We start from the raw sequence: 14,701 nt of genomic DNA, 5'->3' as shown, positions 1-14,701 counted from the left end.
CAAGACAAGGGGTCCAGTGTGACCAGCGCACCCGTACAGAGCCAGGCGCCTGGCTCGGACAGCCGCGAAGAGGCCAAAGCCCAACTCCTCGACGCAGTACGCAAGTTCCACCAGTCCGAAGAGTCGGACCGGCCGTTCGTGCCCGGTGTCACTCCGCTGTACTCCTCCGGCCCGGTCTTCGACGACGAGGACCGTGTCGCGCTCGTCGAGGCCGCACTCGAGATGCGGATCGTCGCGGCCAGGTCCGCGCAGGAATTCGAGAGCCGCTTCTCCAAGACCATCGGCGTACGCAAGTCGCACCTGGTGAACTCCGGCTCGTCAGCCAATCTGCTGGCGATCAGCGCACTCACGTCACCGCAGCTCACCGACCGGCGGCTGGTTCCGGGCGACGAGGTGATCGCGGTCGCCGCGGGCTTCCCGACCACCGTCAACCCGGTGCTGCAGAACGGCCTGGTGCCGGTGTTCGTGGACACCGAACTCGGCACCTACAACGCGAGCGTCGACACGATCGCCGCGGCGATCGGCCCGAAGACCAAGGCGATCTCCCTCGCCCACACGCTGGGAAATCCATACGCGGCACGCGAGATCGCGGAGCTGGCCCAGGAACACGAGCTGTGGCTCGTCGAGGACAACTGCGATGCGCTGGGCGCTCGTTACGACGGCCAACTGACCGGAACGTTCGGTGATCTGTCGACGCTCAGCTGCTATCCCGCGCACCACATCACCATGGGCGAGGGCGGGGTGGTCTCCACCAGTGACCTGCATCTGGCGCGCATCGTCGAGTCACTGCGCGACTGGGGCCGGGACTGCTGGTGCGCGCCCGGCGAGGACAACAAGTGCGCCAAGCGGTTCCGTTGGCAGCTCGGCACCTTGCCCGAGGGTTACGACCACAAGTACATCTACTCGCACGTGGGTTACAACCTCAAGGCGACCGACAGCCAGGCCGCGCTGGGCCTCACCCAGCTGGCCAAGCTGCCCGTCTTCGTCGAGGCCCGCCGGCGCAACTGGCAGCGGCTGCACGATGCGCTGGCGGATGTGCCCGGTCTGCTGCTGCCGAGCGCCACGCCGAACAGTGAGCCGAGCTGGTTCGGCTTTGTGCTCACCGTGCTGCCGGACGCGCCCTTCACCCGCCGTGAGCTGGTGGCCTTCCTCGAGGCGAGGAGCATCGGCACGCGTCAGGTCTTCGCGGGCAATCTGACCCGGCACCCGGCGTACCAGGGCACCAATTACCGCGTGGCCGGCGATCTGACCAACAGCGACATCATCACGGAGCACAGCTTCTGGATCGGCGTGCACCCCGGCCTCAGCGACGAGAAGATCGACTACATGGCCCAGTCAGTGACCGATTTCGTACGCAGCAAGGGGCGTTGAGCCGTCCCGCACTCCGGTCGGCACTTGCGATGAAGTGCGCTCCAACTCGTACGTTGTCTGTCGGCGCACTCATCCACTCCCCCCAAGAGGTGGTCATGCGTTCCTCACTCCTTCCGCAGCTTCTCGTGGGCGGCCTGCTGATGTCCTCCGTGGCGGCCTGTGGAAGCGACGACGACGCGGCTCGCGGCGGCGCGTCGCGGACACCGGGTTCCTCGGTGTCCTCCGGCCCTCCGAACGGGTCCGGCGGCACGGGCAGCAGCGGTGCCACCGCCGGCAGCGGCGCCGGTGGCAAGGGCAGGCCTGCCGGGAAGCCGGTGAAGGCCGGCAGGGCGAAGTACACCGGATTCTCGTCGCCGACCGGTCTCGCCTACGGCCGGGACGGCTCAGTGTTCGTGTCCAACTGGTCCGCCGGCACGGTGGAGCGGATCACCCGCGACGGAAAGCGCTCCGTCTACGCCGCCGGGCTGGAGGCCCCCGCCGGTCTGGCCGTGGACGGGCAGGGCGCGCTCTACATCGCCGACTACGACGCCGATGTCGTCTACCGCGCCACGGCCGCGGGGAAGAAGGAGAGATTCGCCTCCGGCTTCCACACACCGACCGGCATCAGCTTCGACTCCCGGCAGAACCTGCTGGTCACCAACCGGGCGACCGATGAGCTCATGAGCGTCTCCCCGGACGGGAAGAGCAGCAAGGTGGCCGATGGGCTGCGCACGCCGGTGGGTGTGGTCGAGACCGCCGACGGAACGATCTATGTATCGAATTACGAGGGTGGTGTGCTGTCCCGCGTCAAACGTGACGGGACGGTGGAAACCCACTCCGACGACTTCGAGGGACTGGGCGTGGGAATCGTGGCCGACAAGGCGGGTTCCGTTTATGTCACCGATCGCGCGGCCGGTGAGATCAAGCGGGTGGAGACGGATGGTTCGGTCACGTCCATCATGACCGGGCTGAGTTCGCCAGTGGCCCTCGGCATCGATACCGAGGGCCACCTTGCGACAGCGACCTGGGGTGATTCAGCCTTCTACGATATTCCCTCGTAGAGTGTCTTGTCAGTTCATTCCCAGGGATTTCACATAGCGCTCGTAGAGGCCTTCGCGGAGCGCCCTCGAAACAGCGAGTGTGCGATTGTTGCAGTCCATCTTTGCCAAAATATTGGCAACCAGACGCTTGGCACCGTGCTCAGATATCTGAAGCCGGCGGGCAATTTGCCTGTTGCTCAGCCCCTCAACCATGAGAACAAGCGCCTCCTGCTCCCGCGGGGTCAGCCTCAGCTGACCCCGCGGAGCGTCGTTGCGCCGGGTCGCGAGCAGAAGCAGATCCTGAGCGAGCTCGGGAGGGATGGGCACGTTACCCCTGGCAACAGCATCCAGAGCCTTGTTCAGAGTGTCCTCGTTGATCCCGTTGATCTTCACGAAACCGGCCCTGATACCGGTCACCTTGGGCAGATCTACGAGATCGTCGTCCTCGATGAGGAGCATGATGCGTACACCGCGCTCCTCGTTCCTGCGTAATTTCGCAGCCACCGTATCGTCGACCTCGCCCAGCAGGGCGATGAGTATGTCGCCCTCGTCGAGACCGTCAGAAAGCGCATCGACGATCCCGGGCAGGGAACGCACCTCGACTTCCGATGGCAGTTGAAGCATCCTCTCGACGCCGTAACGCAGCAGACCATTCCCGATTGCCACGACGACGCGTCGTACACAGATCTCTCTTTCCCTGATTTCCGAGACGCCCAGCAAGACTACCCCCCTGTTGCTTTGATGCGCGCCGGCGGTCATCCGACTCCGCGCACAAGTCAAGGATACCGACGAGATTCAGCCATCTCATGTGATATAGCTCACCATGGACAATTTGAAAGGGGTACTAAAAAGTTTACCGCATAACCATTGGACCGAATGCATATACCCGAATGACTCGTCCGGTGATTCCGTTAATAAATTGGCAACACGGCAGGAAAGAGAACGAAAGAACCCCCGGCGCAAAAATTCCGGGGGTTAATTCAGAATGAATTGCCGCGGTACGGGCGGGGGTCAGTCGCGCTGTCGCAGAGCCGCGGGAGCGGCCGGCAGCACCGGCCAGCCCCGCTCCTTCGCGAGGGCCACCAGCGCCGGGTCGACATCGACGACATGCGGGTTACCGACCTGTTCCAGCAGCCCCAGGTCGGACAAATGGTCGCCGTATCCATAGCAATCCGCAGGTGAGAGGCGGTGGGCGGCGATCACGCCGGCTACCGCGGCGGTCTTCGCCGCGCCGATCATCGGCTGGTGCACCTCACCGGTGAGGAGCCCGTCCTCGCCGACCACGGGCTCGGTGCACAGGATGGTTTCCGCCGCGATCTCCTCGGCAAGCGGCTCGAGAACGGCACGGAACGAGCCGGAGACAAGGCAGATCAGATCGCCGGCCGCGCGATGCCTGTCCAGGGCGTCGAGCGTGGCCCCGACGAATGCGCCGGGCCCGTTCCGGTACCTGTCGTACCAATCGCGGCCCGCCGCCACCAGCTCCCGCTGAGGCACGCCCTTGAAAAGCCGGTAGTAGGTGCGATTGATCTCGATGCGGTCGACGTTGTCGGCGGCCAGCGATCTGATGTCCGCCATGACCCTGTCGTACCCGGAACCGGAATCTCCGTTCTGACCCATCCAGTGGCGCAGAAAGGCGAACATGCTCTTGGCAGTGATCACCGTCTCGTCGGCATCGAAGAACGCCGAACGGCGCGCAGAAGTCATGGTGCTCCCCCATTCCCCGTCATCGTGTGCGGCCCCGCCCGAGCCTGCCCAGTCATGGGCTGACGGACAAGGGCAGTTCGGGCTGCTCCTTCGAGCACACCGAACGATCACGCCACAAGGCCCGGGCGTCGCGCGCCCGGGCCTTGTGACCTGCGGTTCAAACCTGTCGCATCAGACCTGTGGATCGTGCCTGATGCATCAGGCCCAGGTGATCAGCCGCTTCGGGTTCTCCAGGATCGCGGCAACGTCCGCCAGCACCCTGGAGCCCAGCTCGCCGTCGACCAGACGGTGGTCGAAGGAGAGCGCGAGCGTGGTGACCTGACGCGGCTTGACCTTGCCCTTGTGGACCCACGGCTGGAGCTTGATGGCACCGACCGCGAGGATCGCGGACTCGCCGGGGTTCAGGATCGGCGTACCGGTGTCGACGCCGAAGACGCCGACGTTGGTGATGGTCACCGTGCCGCCCTGCATCGCCGCCGGAGTCGTCTTGCCCTCGCGGGCGGTGGAGACCAACTCGCCCAGCGCGGCGGCCAGTTCCGGCAGCGTCTTGGCGTGCGCGTCCTTGATGTTCGGGACGATCAGGCCACGCGGTGTGGCCGCCGCGATGCCCAGGTTGACGTACTCCTTGAGCACGATCTCCTGGTTGGCCTCGTCCCAGGCGGCGTTGACCTGCGGGTTGCGCTTGATGGCGACCAGCAGCGCCTTGGCGATCAGCAGCAGCGGGTTGACCCGCAGCCCCGCCATGTCCTTGTCGGCCTTGAGCTCCTCGACGAGCTTCATCGTCCGCGTCACGTCGAGCGTGATGAACTCCGTGACATGCGGCGCGGTGAAAGCGCTGCCGACCATCGCCTGAGCGATGGCCTTCCGTACGCCCTTGATCGGGATACGTGTCTCCCGCGCACCGCCCGCCGAAGGCGCGAACGGCTCGGACTGAACCGGCTCCGGCTGTGCCTGTACGGGCACGGGCGCCGGAGCGGCAGCCGGAGCGGCCGCCGCGTGGACGTCCTCCCGTGTGATGACGCCGTCGGGACCGGTCGGAGTGACCGTCGCCAGATCGATGCCCAGGTCCTTGGCGAGCTTACGGACCGGGGGCTTGGCGAGTGGGCGGGCCGCGGTGGCGGTGCCGCCGTGGCCGTTCAGCTCGCCCTGCACCGCCGCGGCGGCGGGCGCCTGCTGGTGGTACGTGCTCGCGGCCTCGGGAGCCGGCTGGTCGGGAACAGCCTGCCCGGCAGCCGGCTTGCGCGGCCGGCGCTTGGTGGACGTCTCCGCGACGCCATAGCCGACGAGAACCGGCTGGCGGCCCTTGGGCGCTGCCTCCTCGGCGGCGGGCGCGACAGGCGTCTCCACCACTGCCTCGGCAGGTGCGTCGGCGCTGCCCGGCGCCACATCGATCGTGATGATCGAGGTGCCGACGTCGACGGTGGTGCCCTCCTCGAAGCGCAGCTCGTGCACCACACCGTCGTACGGGATCGGCAGCTCCACGGCCGCCTTCGCCGTCTCGACCTCGCAGACGACCTGGCCGTCCGTCACCGTGTCACCGGGCTGGACGTACCACTTGAGGATCTCGGCCTCGGTGAGTCCCTCGCCCACGTCGGGCATCTTGAACTCGCGGAAGCGAAGTGAAGTGTCTTGAGTCATGGTCACGGCACTCCTCAGTACGCGAGCGAGCGGTCGACGGCGTCCAGCACCCGGTCAAGTCCCGGGAGGTACTCCTCCTCGAGGCGCGCCGGCGGGTACGGGGCGTGGTAGCCGCCGACCCTCAGCACCGGGGCCTCCAGGTGGTAGAAGCATCGCTCGGTGATACGAGCGGCGATCTCCGCACCGGAGCCGTAGAAGACGGGGGCCTCGTGGACCACGACGAGCCGGCCCGTCTTCTCCACCGACTTCTGGATGGTGTCGAAGTCGATCGGGGACATCGAGCGCAGGTCCAGGACCTCCACCGACTTGCCTTCCTCGGCAGCGGCGGCCGCCGCCTCGACGCAGACCTTCACCATCGGCCCGTACGCGGCGAGCGTGATGTCGGAGCCGCTCCGGTCGATCCGGGCCTTGTGCAGCGGACCAGGGATGGCTTCGACATCGACCTCGCCCTTGTCCCAGTAGCGCCGCTTCGGCTCGAAGAAGATGACCGGGTCGTCGCTCTGGATGGCCTGCTGGAGCATCCAGTACGCGTCGGAGGAGTTGGACGGCGAGACGACCTTGAGTCCCGCGACATGCGCGAAGAGCGCCTCCGGGGACTCGCTGTGGTGCTCGACCGCGCCGATGCCGCCGCCGTACGGAATACGGATGACGACCGGCATCTTGATCTTGCCGAGCGCGCGGGCGTGCATCTTCGCGAGCTGCGTGACGATCTGGTCGTACGCGGGGAAGACGAAGCCGTCGAACTGGATCTCCACGACGGGCCGGTAGCCGCGCAGGGCCAGACCGATCGCCGTGCCGACGATGCCCGACTCGGCGAGCGGGGTGTCGATGACCCGGTCCTCGCCGAAGTCCTTCTGCAGTCCGTCGGTGACCCGGAAGACGCCGCCGAGCTTGCCGACGTCCTCACCCATGATGAGGACCTTGGGGTCGGTGTCGAGAGCCTTGCGCAGCGACTCGTTGAGCGCCTTCGCGAGCGGGAGCTTCTGTACGGCCATGACTAGTTGCCCTCCTCGGCGAAGGACGCCTGGTACGCGAGGAACTGGGCGCGCTCCTCGTCGACGAGGGCGTGCCCGTCTGCGTAGACATTCTCGAAGATCGCCAAGTGGTCGGGGTCGGGCATGGCCCGCACCGCCTCTCGCACCCGCTTGCCGAGTGTCTCGCTCTCCTCGTCCAGGGACGTGAAGAACGCCTCGTCGGCATGGCCGGCGTTCTCCAGATACGTACGCAGCCGCAGGATCGGGTCCTTGGCCTCCCAGGCCTGACGCTCCTCGTCCGCCCGGTACTTCGTGGGGTCGTCCGAGGTGGTGTGCGCGCCCATCCGGTAGGTGAACGCCTCGACCAGGGTCGGGCCCTCGCCCCGGCGGGCCCGCTCCAGCGCGGAGCGGGTCACGGCCAGGCAGGCGAGTACGTCATTGCCGTCGACCCGGACGCCGGGGAAGCCGAAGCCCTGCGCGCGCTGGTAGAGCGGCACGCGGGTCTGCTTCTCGGTCGGCTCGGAGATCGCCCACTGGTTGTTCTGGCAGAAGAACACGACCGGGGCGTTGTAGACCGCGGAGAAGGTGAACGATTCGGCTACATCGCCCTGGCTGGACGCGCCGTCGCCGAAGTAGGCGATGACGGCGGAGTCGGCGCCGTCCTTGGCCACGCCCATCGCGTAGCCGGTGGCGTGCAGCGTCTGCGAGCCGATCACGATCGTGTACAGGTGGAAGTTGTTGGTGCTGGGGTCCCAGCCACCGTGGTTCACACCGCGGAACATGCCGAGCAGATTGGTCGGGTCGACCCCACGGCACCAGGCGACGCCGTGCTCGCGGTAGGTCGGAAAGACATAGTCGTCATCGCGCAGCGCCCGGCCGGAGCCGATCTGTGCGGCTTCCTGGCCCAGCAGCGACGCCCACAGTCCGAGCTCGCCCTGCCGCTGCAGAGAGGTGGCCTCGGCGTCGAAGCGGCGGGTCAGGACCATGTCCCGGTACAGCCCGCGCAGCTCGTCCGGGGTCAGGTCGATCTCGTACTCGGGGTGCTCGACGCGCTCACCCTCGGGCGTCAGCAGCTGTACGAGCTGGGGCTCGGAATTCTGCGGCTCTTTCGCGGCGCTGACGCGCTTGGTGCTGCGTCGCGGTTTGCGCGCGGCAGTGCTCTCCACGGTCACGTGCGTGCTCCTCCGTCGGTCCGGCCCCCGGGGTCCGCCGGGAGCCAGTGCGGCTCGCCTGGTATCCGTACCCGTGCACGGGGTGGGTGCCGCTCGGCCGGGATCAGGCGTGACAGGTGCCCCGGCGAGCGCCCTGCCAAAGGCACGTTACCCAGTGTGTCGCATTACTGCGAAACCCCATTTGACCTGCGATTTTGCTTGGATTTCCAAGTAAATCGAGAAATACGGGAACAACCACTGGTCACAGCCTTGCAGGCCGCCGGAACACCGGCACGTTATCCCGCAGACCCCGGGCACGGGAAGAGTAGATGGGTGAGACCGCTTTCTCGCGTGAAGCTGGAAAAATCAGTCTATTTACGCTGGATAGCCACGAAGCTGTCCGCTGCGGCGCCACTGAGCCGCCTCGGTCGAGGATGGCGCCGATGTGGTCGGCGAGGGCTTCGATCCGGTCTCCATACGCGTCGAGCCGCACTTCGTGACCGCGCACAGGCTGGATTATCCCGAAGAGCCGTCACCCGGCCACGCTCCGTGATCTAACATCTGGCGAGTGCCGCGCTCATCTGCAACTGCCCCACCCGTCGGTGCACTCCTGCGCCGCTACCAGGACACGGGCGTACCGCTCTCCTGCGAGCCCGTCACCCAGGGCCTGCTCAACCGCGGCTACCGGCTCGCCACCACCCGTGGCTCCTACTTCCTCAAGCACCACCTCGACGGCGACCGCGAGTCCATCACCCGCCAGCACCGCGCCACCCAGCGGCTCGGGGCCCTCGGCGTACCGGTCGCACCGCCCGTCGAGGACACGCACGGCGACACGGTCGCGGTGATCGGCGGACGGTGTTACGCCCTGCACCCCTGGATCGACGGACGACACCGCGACGGGACGCAGCTGACGGCCGTCCAGTCGACGCGGCTCGGCTCGCTCCTCGGACTCGTCCACACCTGTCTGGAACAGGTCATGCCGGTGGACGCCACGGAGCGGCGGGAGTACGAGAGCGCCGATCCCAAGGAGACCTTCGCACTGATCGACGAGCTGTTGGCGCTGGCGCGGGCGGCCCGGCCCCGGGACACCTTCGACACGCTCGCCGAGCACCGGCTGCTCGAGCGCCGGGCGCTGCTGGAGCTCCACTCCGACCGCAGGCCCTCGCCGGCGTCCGCCGGGGGCTGGGTGCACGGCGACTTCCACCCGCTGAATCTGCTCTACCGGGGCGGCGAGCCGGCCGCGATCGTCGACTGGGACCGGCTGGGGGTGCAGCCGCGCGCCGAGGAGGCGGTGCGGGCCGCGGCGATCTTCTTCGTCCAACCGGCGGGGGAGCTGGAACTGACGAAGGTACGGGCGTATGCACAGGCCTACCGGCGAGCGGCCGGGGCAGACGCGGCGGAGCTCGCGGCCGCCGTGCACCGTGTGTGGTGGGAGCGGCTCAACGACTTCTGGATACTGCGCTGGCGCTACCAGTTGCACGACCGAAGGGCCGACCCGCAGTTTCCTGCGGCGTCGGCCCTGGCGGTGTGGTGGACGAGAGAGTACGAGGCGGTGTGCGAAGCCTTCGCGGGATGAGCGGCGCGAACGAGGTCGGGGACGAGATCTGCAGGGCGAGCGGGGGCAACGGGGCGTACGGCATGGCGGCTTGGGCCGTGTCAGCCGCCGAGGCCGCCCGGGGTGCCTGCCTGACCGCCCGGCGTCCCACCCGGGTCGCCGCCGCTGCCCGTTGTGCCGCCGGGCGAGCTCGGCTCGTCCGTCGGCTCGGTCGGGTTGTCGGTCGGACCGTCGGTCGGATCGGTCGGATCGGCCGTCGTCGGATCGTCGGTCGGTGTCCCCGGATCGGTGGGCGTGTACGAATCGCTGAAGGAGGGCTGCTCGCTCGGCTCCTGATTGCCGCCCGTGGAGGTGTCCGGCTCCTCGCTCTGCTCGGTCTGCTCCTGGGACGGGGACGGCGAGTCCTCCGGCGTCGACGGGGTCTGAGTGACCGTCGTGCCGTCCTTCTGGTTGCTGCTGCTGTGGTTCGCCTTGTCCACCGCGAAGGCGACGCCCCCCGCGATCGCCAGCACCGCGAGCACGGCGAACAGCCACATCTTTCCGCGGCCGCCCTTGCCACCCCGACCGTCGCGGTGACCGCCGTCGTATCCGCCGTCGTTCGGGTTCATCGGCGGCAGGATCGGGCTCTGCGACGTCTCGCCGTGCACGGGATGACCCATCGCGGTCGGCCCCGTCATCCCCATCGCCGGGGTGATGGCGCCATCGTGCATCCCGACCGGACCTGTGTTCCAGGTGCCCGTGTGGCTGCCCTGCTGCTGCAGCATCTGCAGTCCGTACTGCACCGTGCCGCGCATCTCTTCCGCGCTCTGGAACCGGTCGTCCGGGTCCTTCGCGAGCGAGCGCATGACCAGTCCGTCGAGCTCCGGCGGCACCACGTCCGAGACCTCGGACGGCGGCAACGGGATGTCCTGGACGTGCTGGTAGACCACCGAGAGCGGGGTCTCGCCGGTGAACGGGGGCCGCAGCGCGAGCAGTTCGTACAGCAGACAGCCCGTGGCGTACAGGTCGGAGCGGTGGTCGACGGCCTTGCCCAGCGCCTGCTCGGGGGAGAGGTACTGCGGCGTACCCATGACCATGCCGGTCTGGGTCATCGTCGACTGAGCGCCGTGCAGGGCCCGCGCGATGCCGAAGTCCATCACCTTCACCGCACCGGAGTTGGTGATGATGACGTTGGCCGGCTTGATGTCGCGGTGCACGATGCCGTGCTGGTGCGAGTACGCGAGCGCCTCGAGTACTCCGGAGACTATGATCAATGCCTGCTCGGGCGGCGGGGCCTCGGCGTTGAGGAGCAGATCGCGGATGGTACGCCCCTCGACCAGCTCCATCACGATGTACGGGACGGTCTGACCGCCCACCACATCCTCGCCGGAGTCGTACACCGCCACCACCGCATGGTGGTTGAGGCCGGCGACCGACTGTGCCTCGCGCGTGAAGCGGGCCTTGGAGACCGGGTCCTCTGCGAGATCGGAGCGGAGCAGCTTGACCGCGACGGTGCGACCGAGCCTTACGTCCTCAGCCGCGAACACCTCGGCCATACCGCCGCGTCCGAGACGGTGCGTCAGGCGGTAGCGGCCGTCGCCGACCACTCCGCCGATGCCCCAGGAGTCCGCCGCATCCGGCGATCCGCCGCCGCCTGCTTCGGGTTCGGGTGCCATCAGTCCTCGCCGTCGTTTCTGTCCGCGTGCGTACTGTGCGTGCGGGTGTTCGCTGTATTCCTCGGGGTGCTGTGCCACGTCACGCTACAGCCTCCGCGCGACAGGCCCGATTCGAGATGGACCGGCCATCAAACCTGCTGCCGGTACGGGCAGGCAAATTCCATGCTCTTCCTGTAACGCTTCCGAGACGCTTCTTGTGCGTACGGTCACGGAACGGGCACCTGGCTTGACGTGCAGGGCCCCTCGGGCAGACTTGCCCCGTAATACGGATCACGGAATACCGGTCCGGGGCACAGAGTCACGCGGCACACATCACACAGCACAGCGCACAGATCAGCGGGCAACGCGGACCATTGCGGGCCACCGAGCCGTCGCGCCGAGGGGGATGCACAGTCATGAGCCAGGACGGCGCACAGGGCCGCTACGCGGGTGGTTCCGTAGCGAGCGGCCGGTATCAGCTACGCGACCTGCTCGGCGAAGGCGGCATGGCCTCCGTGTATCTGGCGTACGACTCCGCGCTGGACCGCCAGGTCGCCATCAAGACGCTGCACACGGAGCTGGGACGCGAGCAGTCCTTCCGCGAGCGCTTCCGGCGCGAGGCGCAGGCCGTCGCCAAGCTGTCGCACACCAATATCGTGTCGGTCTTCGACACCGGTGAGGACGAGCTCGACGGCTCGCTGATGCCGTACATCGTCATGGAGTACGTCGAGGGCCAGCCGCTGGGATCCGTACTGCAGGCGGACATCCAGCAGTACGGCGCGATGCCGGCGGACAAGGCACTGAAGGTGACGGCCGATGTGCTGGCCGCACTGGAGACCAGCCATGAAATGGGCCTGGTCCATCGCGACATCAAGCCCGGCAACGTGATGATGACCAAGCGCGGCATCGTCAAGGTGATGGACTTCGGCATCGCGCGCGCCATGCAGTCGGGCGTCACCTCGATGACGCAGACCGGCATGGTGGTCGGAACGCCGCAGTATCTGTCTCCCGAGCAGGCGCTGGGACGCGGCGTCGACGCGCGGTCCGACCTCTACTCGGTCGGCATCATGCTGTTCCAGCTGCTGACCGGGCGGATCCCCTTCGACGCGGACTCGCCGCTGGCGATCGCGTACGCGCATGTGCAGGAGGAACCGGTCGCTCCGTCCACGATCAACCGTTCCGTCACTCCGGCGATGGACGCGCTGGTGGCACGGGCGCTGAAGAAGAACCCGAACGAGCGTTTCCCCAGCGCAGCGGCGATGCGCGACGAGTGCGCGCGGGTGGCGGGCGCCGGACAGACGGGCGCGCCGGTGATCATCGGCGGCGCGCCGCCGAGCAGTGGCGCGGGCGTCGGTTCCGCGGTCTTCCCGCCGCTGGATCAGTCGACTCCGGCTCCGGCTCCGCAGAGCGTGCAGACGCCGTACCAGCCGGGTCCCTACGGCGCGCCGACCCCGGCCCCCACGCCGCATTACGGGTACCCGCAGACGCCCGCACCGGTATCGGCGTACCAGACGCCCGGCCCGGTGTCCTCGACGCCGCCTCCGTACACCATCTCGCCGCAGCCGCAGCCGCAGCCGGTTTCGGGCGGCAGCGGCGGCGGCAGGAACATGCCGGTCATCGTGGGGGCCATTGTGGTGGCCCTGCTGGCGATCGGCGGTCTGATCGCGGCGATCGCGCTGAACAAGGACCCGGGTGGCGGGAGCGGGGACAACGCGGGCGGTGACCCGAGCTCGAGCGAGTCGGCGCAGGCCGGGGTCCTGGGCCCGGACCGTACGCGGACCATCGACGCGACAAAGTGCTCGGAAGCGTCGGAGGACGGCACTGACCCGGCAAAGGTCCAGGCCCCCCAACTGCTCTATAAGGACCTCCTCTCGGTCAAGGACTGCCTGCGGGCCGCCGGCTGGACCTGGAAGGTGACCGAGGAGAACAACCCTCAGTACCCCAAGGACGCCGTCATCATGCAGTACCCGAGTTCCGGCGAGGCTGTCGTACCGAAGAGCCAGGAGTTCGAGCTCACGATCTCCACGGGCAAGGCCGGCTAGCCCGACCCGCACGGCATTCACGGCATTCACGGGGAACGGCCCGGCACGCGCTTCGCGTGCCGGGCCGTTCCCCGTTCCCTTGCCTCGAGATGCCGGAAACGTCACGACATGTGACGCTGAGTCCGATATCTCGGCGACTCGGCACGGGAGGGGGTCACCCGGTGACTCCAAGGCTCCGCACACAGTGCGCGATCACGGTCGCGTCGCTCGTGCTGCTGGCAACGCCCTGCGCGTACGCCGACGAGGAGTCCGAGACCCCCGACCGCACTCCCACGGCCGCGCCGAGCGGCTCGGAGTCCCTCGCGGGGCGGCACGCCGGGGAGGGACGTCCGCGGCCTGGGCGGTCACCCAGAAGCACGAGCCCGAGTGATTCCGAGAGCCGGGAGCACCCGGACCGACCGGAACATCCGGACCAACCGGAACGTCAGGAACATCCGGTACATCCGGACCGACCGCACCGTACGCCGTCTGCCGCAGCGCCCTCCTCACCATCCGCATCTGCCGACCCGTCCGATGCAGGGCTGTCCGCCTCCGAGCCCCCTCCCGCGGAGGATGAGGAACTCGAGACGGACAAGCAGGAGGATCTTCAGGAGGATCCGCTGCCCACTCCGACGCCTTCCCTCCCCGCGGCCGCACGTCAGCAGGCCCCGCAGGCAGTCCCCGAGGTCGTCGGGCGCCAGATCTCGCCGCTGTCGCTGGGGGCGGGGATGACGCTCATGGGGCTCGGAATCGGCTTCCTGGGCGTGCGGCTGAGGCGCCGTTGATCATCATGTCCCCCTCAAGACGGACCCACAGGCTCCGCCTTTCGGTGGTTGCCGGGTCGGCCATACTCGGTATACATACTGAGTATGTCCATCCGCCACGGGCTTCTCGCCCTCCTCGAGCCCGGCCCTCGCTACGGCTCCCAGCTCCGTACGGAGTTCGAGTCGCGCACCGGTGCCACCTGGCCGCTCAACGTCGGGCAGGTCTACACGACCCTCAACCGCCTGGAGCGCGACGGCATGGTCGCCCAGGGCGGCGAGGACGACGCCGGGCATGCGCTGTACGTCATCACTGATGCCGGGCGCGCCGAGCTGAGGAGCTGGTTCGAGACGCCGGTGGACCGCAGCAGTCCGCCGCGTGACGAGCTGGCCATCAAGCTCGCGATGGCGGTCGGTGCGCCGGGCGTGGACATCCGTGCCGTCATCCAGGCCCAGCGCCACCACACCGTGAAGGCGATGCAGGACTACACCCGGCTCAAGGCACAGGCGCTCGCCGCTCTCGAGGGCGCGGGCTCGCAGGAGCGTGACGACGTGGCCTGGCTGCTCGTCCTGGAGCAGCTGATCTTCCAGACCGAGGCCGAGGCCCGCTGGCTCGACCACTGCGAGGTGCGGTTGATCCGTCTCTCCGCAGCGGCCGAGCGGGCAGCCGGACACTCGACGGCAGCTTCCCCGACCTCGCCCCCGCCGCAGACCACATCGCCGCCGCAATCCGTATCTCCGCCGCACCCCGCGTCCTCGACGCAGCCCACGTCTCCGGCGCACGCACGGCCGGCACCGCCGACGTAGTCCCACCGGGCTTCCCGCGCTTCCTGCGGCTCCCCGCTCATCTCGAGCCACCGAGCCGCCCAGTCA

The 14,701-nt window shown here is 68.0% G+C and carries 11 protein-coding genes; 5 read left to right on the top strand and 6 right to left on the bottom strand.

The annotated features are described in order from the left end of the window. The first annotated feature begins 18 nt into the window (after positions 1 to 18). Together rfbH and OG966_RS20755 are read left to right on the top strand one after the other, a co-directional pair. Positions 19 to 1,371, top strand: a complete 1,353-nt coding sequence (gene rfbH, locus OG966_RS20760) for a lipopolysaccharide biosynthesis protein RfbH (RefSeq protein WP_326651233.1) — start codon at positions 19 to 21, stop codon at positions 1,369 to 1,371. A gap of 95 nt (positions 1,372 to 1,466) precedes the next feature. Beyond that, positions 1,467 to 2,411, top strand: coding sequence for a Vgb family protein (locus OG966_RS20755; RefSeq protein ID WP_326651232.1), 945 nt, complete (start codon positions 1,467 to 1,469; stop codon positions 2,409 to 2,411). A gap of 9 nt (positions 2,412 to 2,420) precedes the next feature. Here OG966_RS20755 and OG966_RS20750 read toward each other — a convergent pair whose 3' ends face one another. The 5 genes from OG966_RS20750 to pdhA form a co-directional block, all read right to left on the bottom strand. Next, complete coding sequence (locus OG966_RS20750) at positions 2,421 to 3,149, bottom strand: helix-turn-helix transcriptional regulator (RefSeq protein ID WP_326651231.1); 729 nt, start codon at positions 3,147 to 3,149, stop codon at positions 2,421 to 2,423. A gap of 252 nt (positions 3,150 to 3,401) precedes the next feature. After that, on the bottom strand, positions 3,402 to 4,094 hold the full coding sequence (locus tag OG966_RS20745) for an HAD family hydrolase (protein WP_326651230.1): 693 nt from the start codon (positions 4,092 to 4,094) through the stop codon (positions 3,402 to 3,404). A gap of 198 nt (positions 4,095 to 4,292) precedes the next feature. After that, the gene (locus OG966_RS20740; RefSeq protein WP_326651229.1) at positions 4,293 to 5,732 is read right to left on the bottom strand and encodes a dihydrolipoamide acetyltransferase family protein; all 1,440 of its coding nucleotides are present in this window, start codon (positions 5,730 to 5,732) and stop codon (positions 4,293 to 4,295) included. Positions 5,733 to 5,746: 14 nt separating this feature from the next. Continuing rightward, the gene (locus OG966_RS20735; RefSeq protein ID WP_326651228.1) at positions 5,747 to 6,727 is read right to left on the bottom strand and encodes an alpha-ketoacid dehydrogenase subunit beta; all 981 of its coding nucleotides are present in this window, start codon (positions 6,725 to 6,727) and stop codon (positions 5,747 to 5,749) included. A 2-nt stretch (positions 6,728 to 6,729) separates the two neighbouring features. Next, positions 6,730 to 7,878, bottom strand: a complete 1,149-nt coding sequence (pdhA, locus tag OG966_RS20730) for a pyruvate dehydrogenase (acetyl-transferring) E1 component subunit alpha (protein ID WP_326651227.1) — start codon at positions 7,876 to 7,878, stop codon at positions 6,730 to 6,732. 547 nt (positions 7,879 to 8,425) lie between these two features. Here pdhA and OG966_RS20725 point away from each other — a divergent pair. After that, on the top strand, positions 8,426 to 9,433 hold the full coding sequence (locus tag OG966_RS20725) for a phosphotransferase (protein WP_326651226.1): 1,008 nt from the start codon (positions 8,426 to 8,428) through the stop codon (positions 9,431 to 9,433). An 80-nt stretch (positions 9,434 to 9,513) separates the two neighbouring features. On the opposite strand, the gene OG966_RS20720 is transcribed toward OG966_RS20725, so the two are convergent. Further along, the gene (locus tag OG966_RS20720) at positions 9,514 to 11,067 is read right to left on the bottom strand and encodes a protein kinase domain-containing protein (RefSeq protein ID WP_326651225.1); all 1,554 of its coding nucleotides are present in this window, start codon (positions 11,065 to 11,067) and stop codon (positions 9,514 to 9,516) included. A 395-nt stretch (positions 11,068 to 11,462) separates the two neighbouring features. On the opposite strand from OG966_RS20720, the gene OG966_RS20715 reads away from it, so the two are divergent. Together OG966_RS20715 and OG966_RS20710 are read left to right on the top strand one after the other, a co-directional pair. Then, the gene (locus tag OG966_RS20715; RefSeq protein ID WP_326651224.1) at positions 11,463 to 13,088 is read left to right on the top strand and encodes a protein kinase domain-containing protein; all 1,626 of its coding nucleotides are present in this window, start codon (positions 11,463 to 11,465) and stop codon (positions 13,086 to 13,088) included. Between the two features lie 848 nt (positions 13,089 to 13,936). After that, positions 13,937 to 14,635, top strand: a complete 699-nt coding sequence (locus OG966_RS20710) for a PadR family transcriptional regulator (protein ID WP_326651223.1) — start codon at positions 13,937 to 13,939, stop codon at positions 14,633 to 14,635. Positions 14,636 to 14,701 lie beyond the last annotated feature (66 nt).

The sequence above is a fragment of the Streptomyces sp. NBC_01750 genome (assembly GCF_035918095.1).
Classification (GTDB): Bacteria; Actinomycetota; Actinomycetes; order Streptomycetales; family Streptomycetaceae; genus Streptomyces.
The sequence above is the reverse complement of the archived record's forward strand: the minus strand, read 5'-3'. Positions and strand labels throughout refer to the sequence as shown.

Bases quoted from the DNA above. Each gene is read 5' to 3' on its own strand.
- OG966_RS20755 (WP_326651232.1), top strand. From the start codon at position 1,467: ATGCGTTCCTCACTCCTTCCGCAGCTTCTCGTGGGCGGCCTGCTGATG.
- OG966_RS20750 (WP_326651231.1), bottom strand. From the start codon at position 3,149: ATGACCGCCGGCGCGCATCAAAGCAACAGGGGGGTAGTCTTGCTGGGC.
- OG966_RS20745 (WP_326651230.1), bottom strand. From the start codon at position 4,094: ATGACTTCTGCGCGCCGTTCGGCGTTCTTCGATGCCGACGAGACGGTG.
- OG966_RS20740 (WP_326651229.1), bottom strand. From the start codon at position 5,732: ATGACTCAAGACACTTCACTTCGCTTCCGCGAGTTCAAGATGCCCGAC.
- OG966_RS20735 (WP_326651228.1), bottom strand. From the start codon at position 6,727: ATGGCCGTACAGAAGCTCCCGCTCGCGAAGGCGCTCAACGAGTCGCTG.
- OG966_RS20720 (WP_326651225.1), bottom strand. From the start codon at position 11,067: ATGGCACCCGAACCCGAAGCAGGCGGCGGCGGATCGCCGGATGCGGCG.
- OG966_RS20715 (WP_326651224.1), top strand. From the start codon at position 11,463: ATGAGCCAGGACGGCGCACAGGGCCGCTACGCGGGTGGTTCCGTAGCG.
- OG966_RS20710 (WP_326651223.1), top strand. From the start codon at position 13,937: ATGTCCATCCGCCACGGGCTTCTCGCCCTCCTCGAGCCCGGCCCTCGC.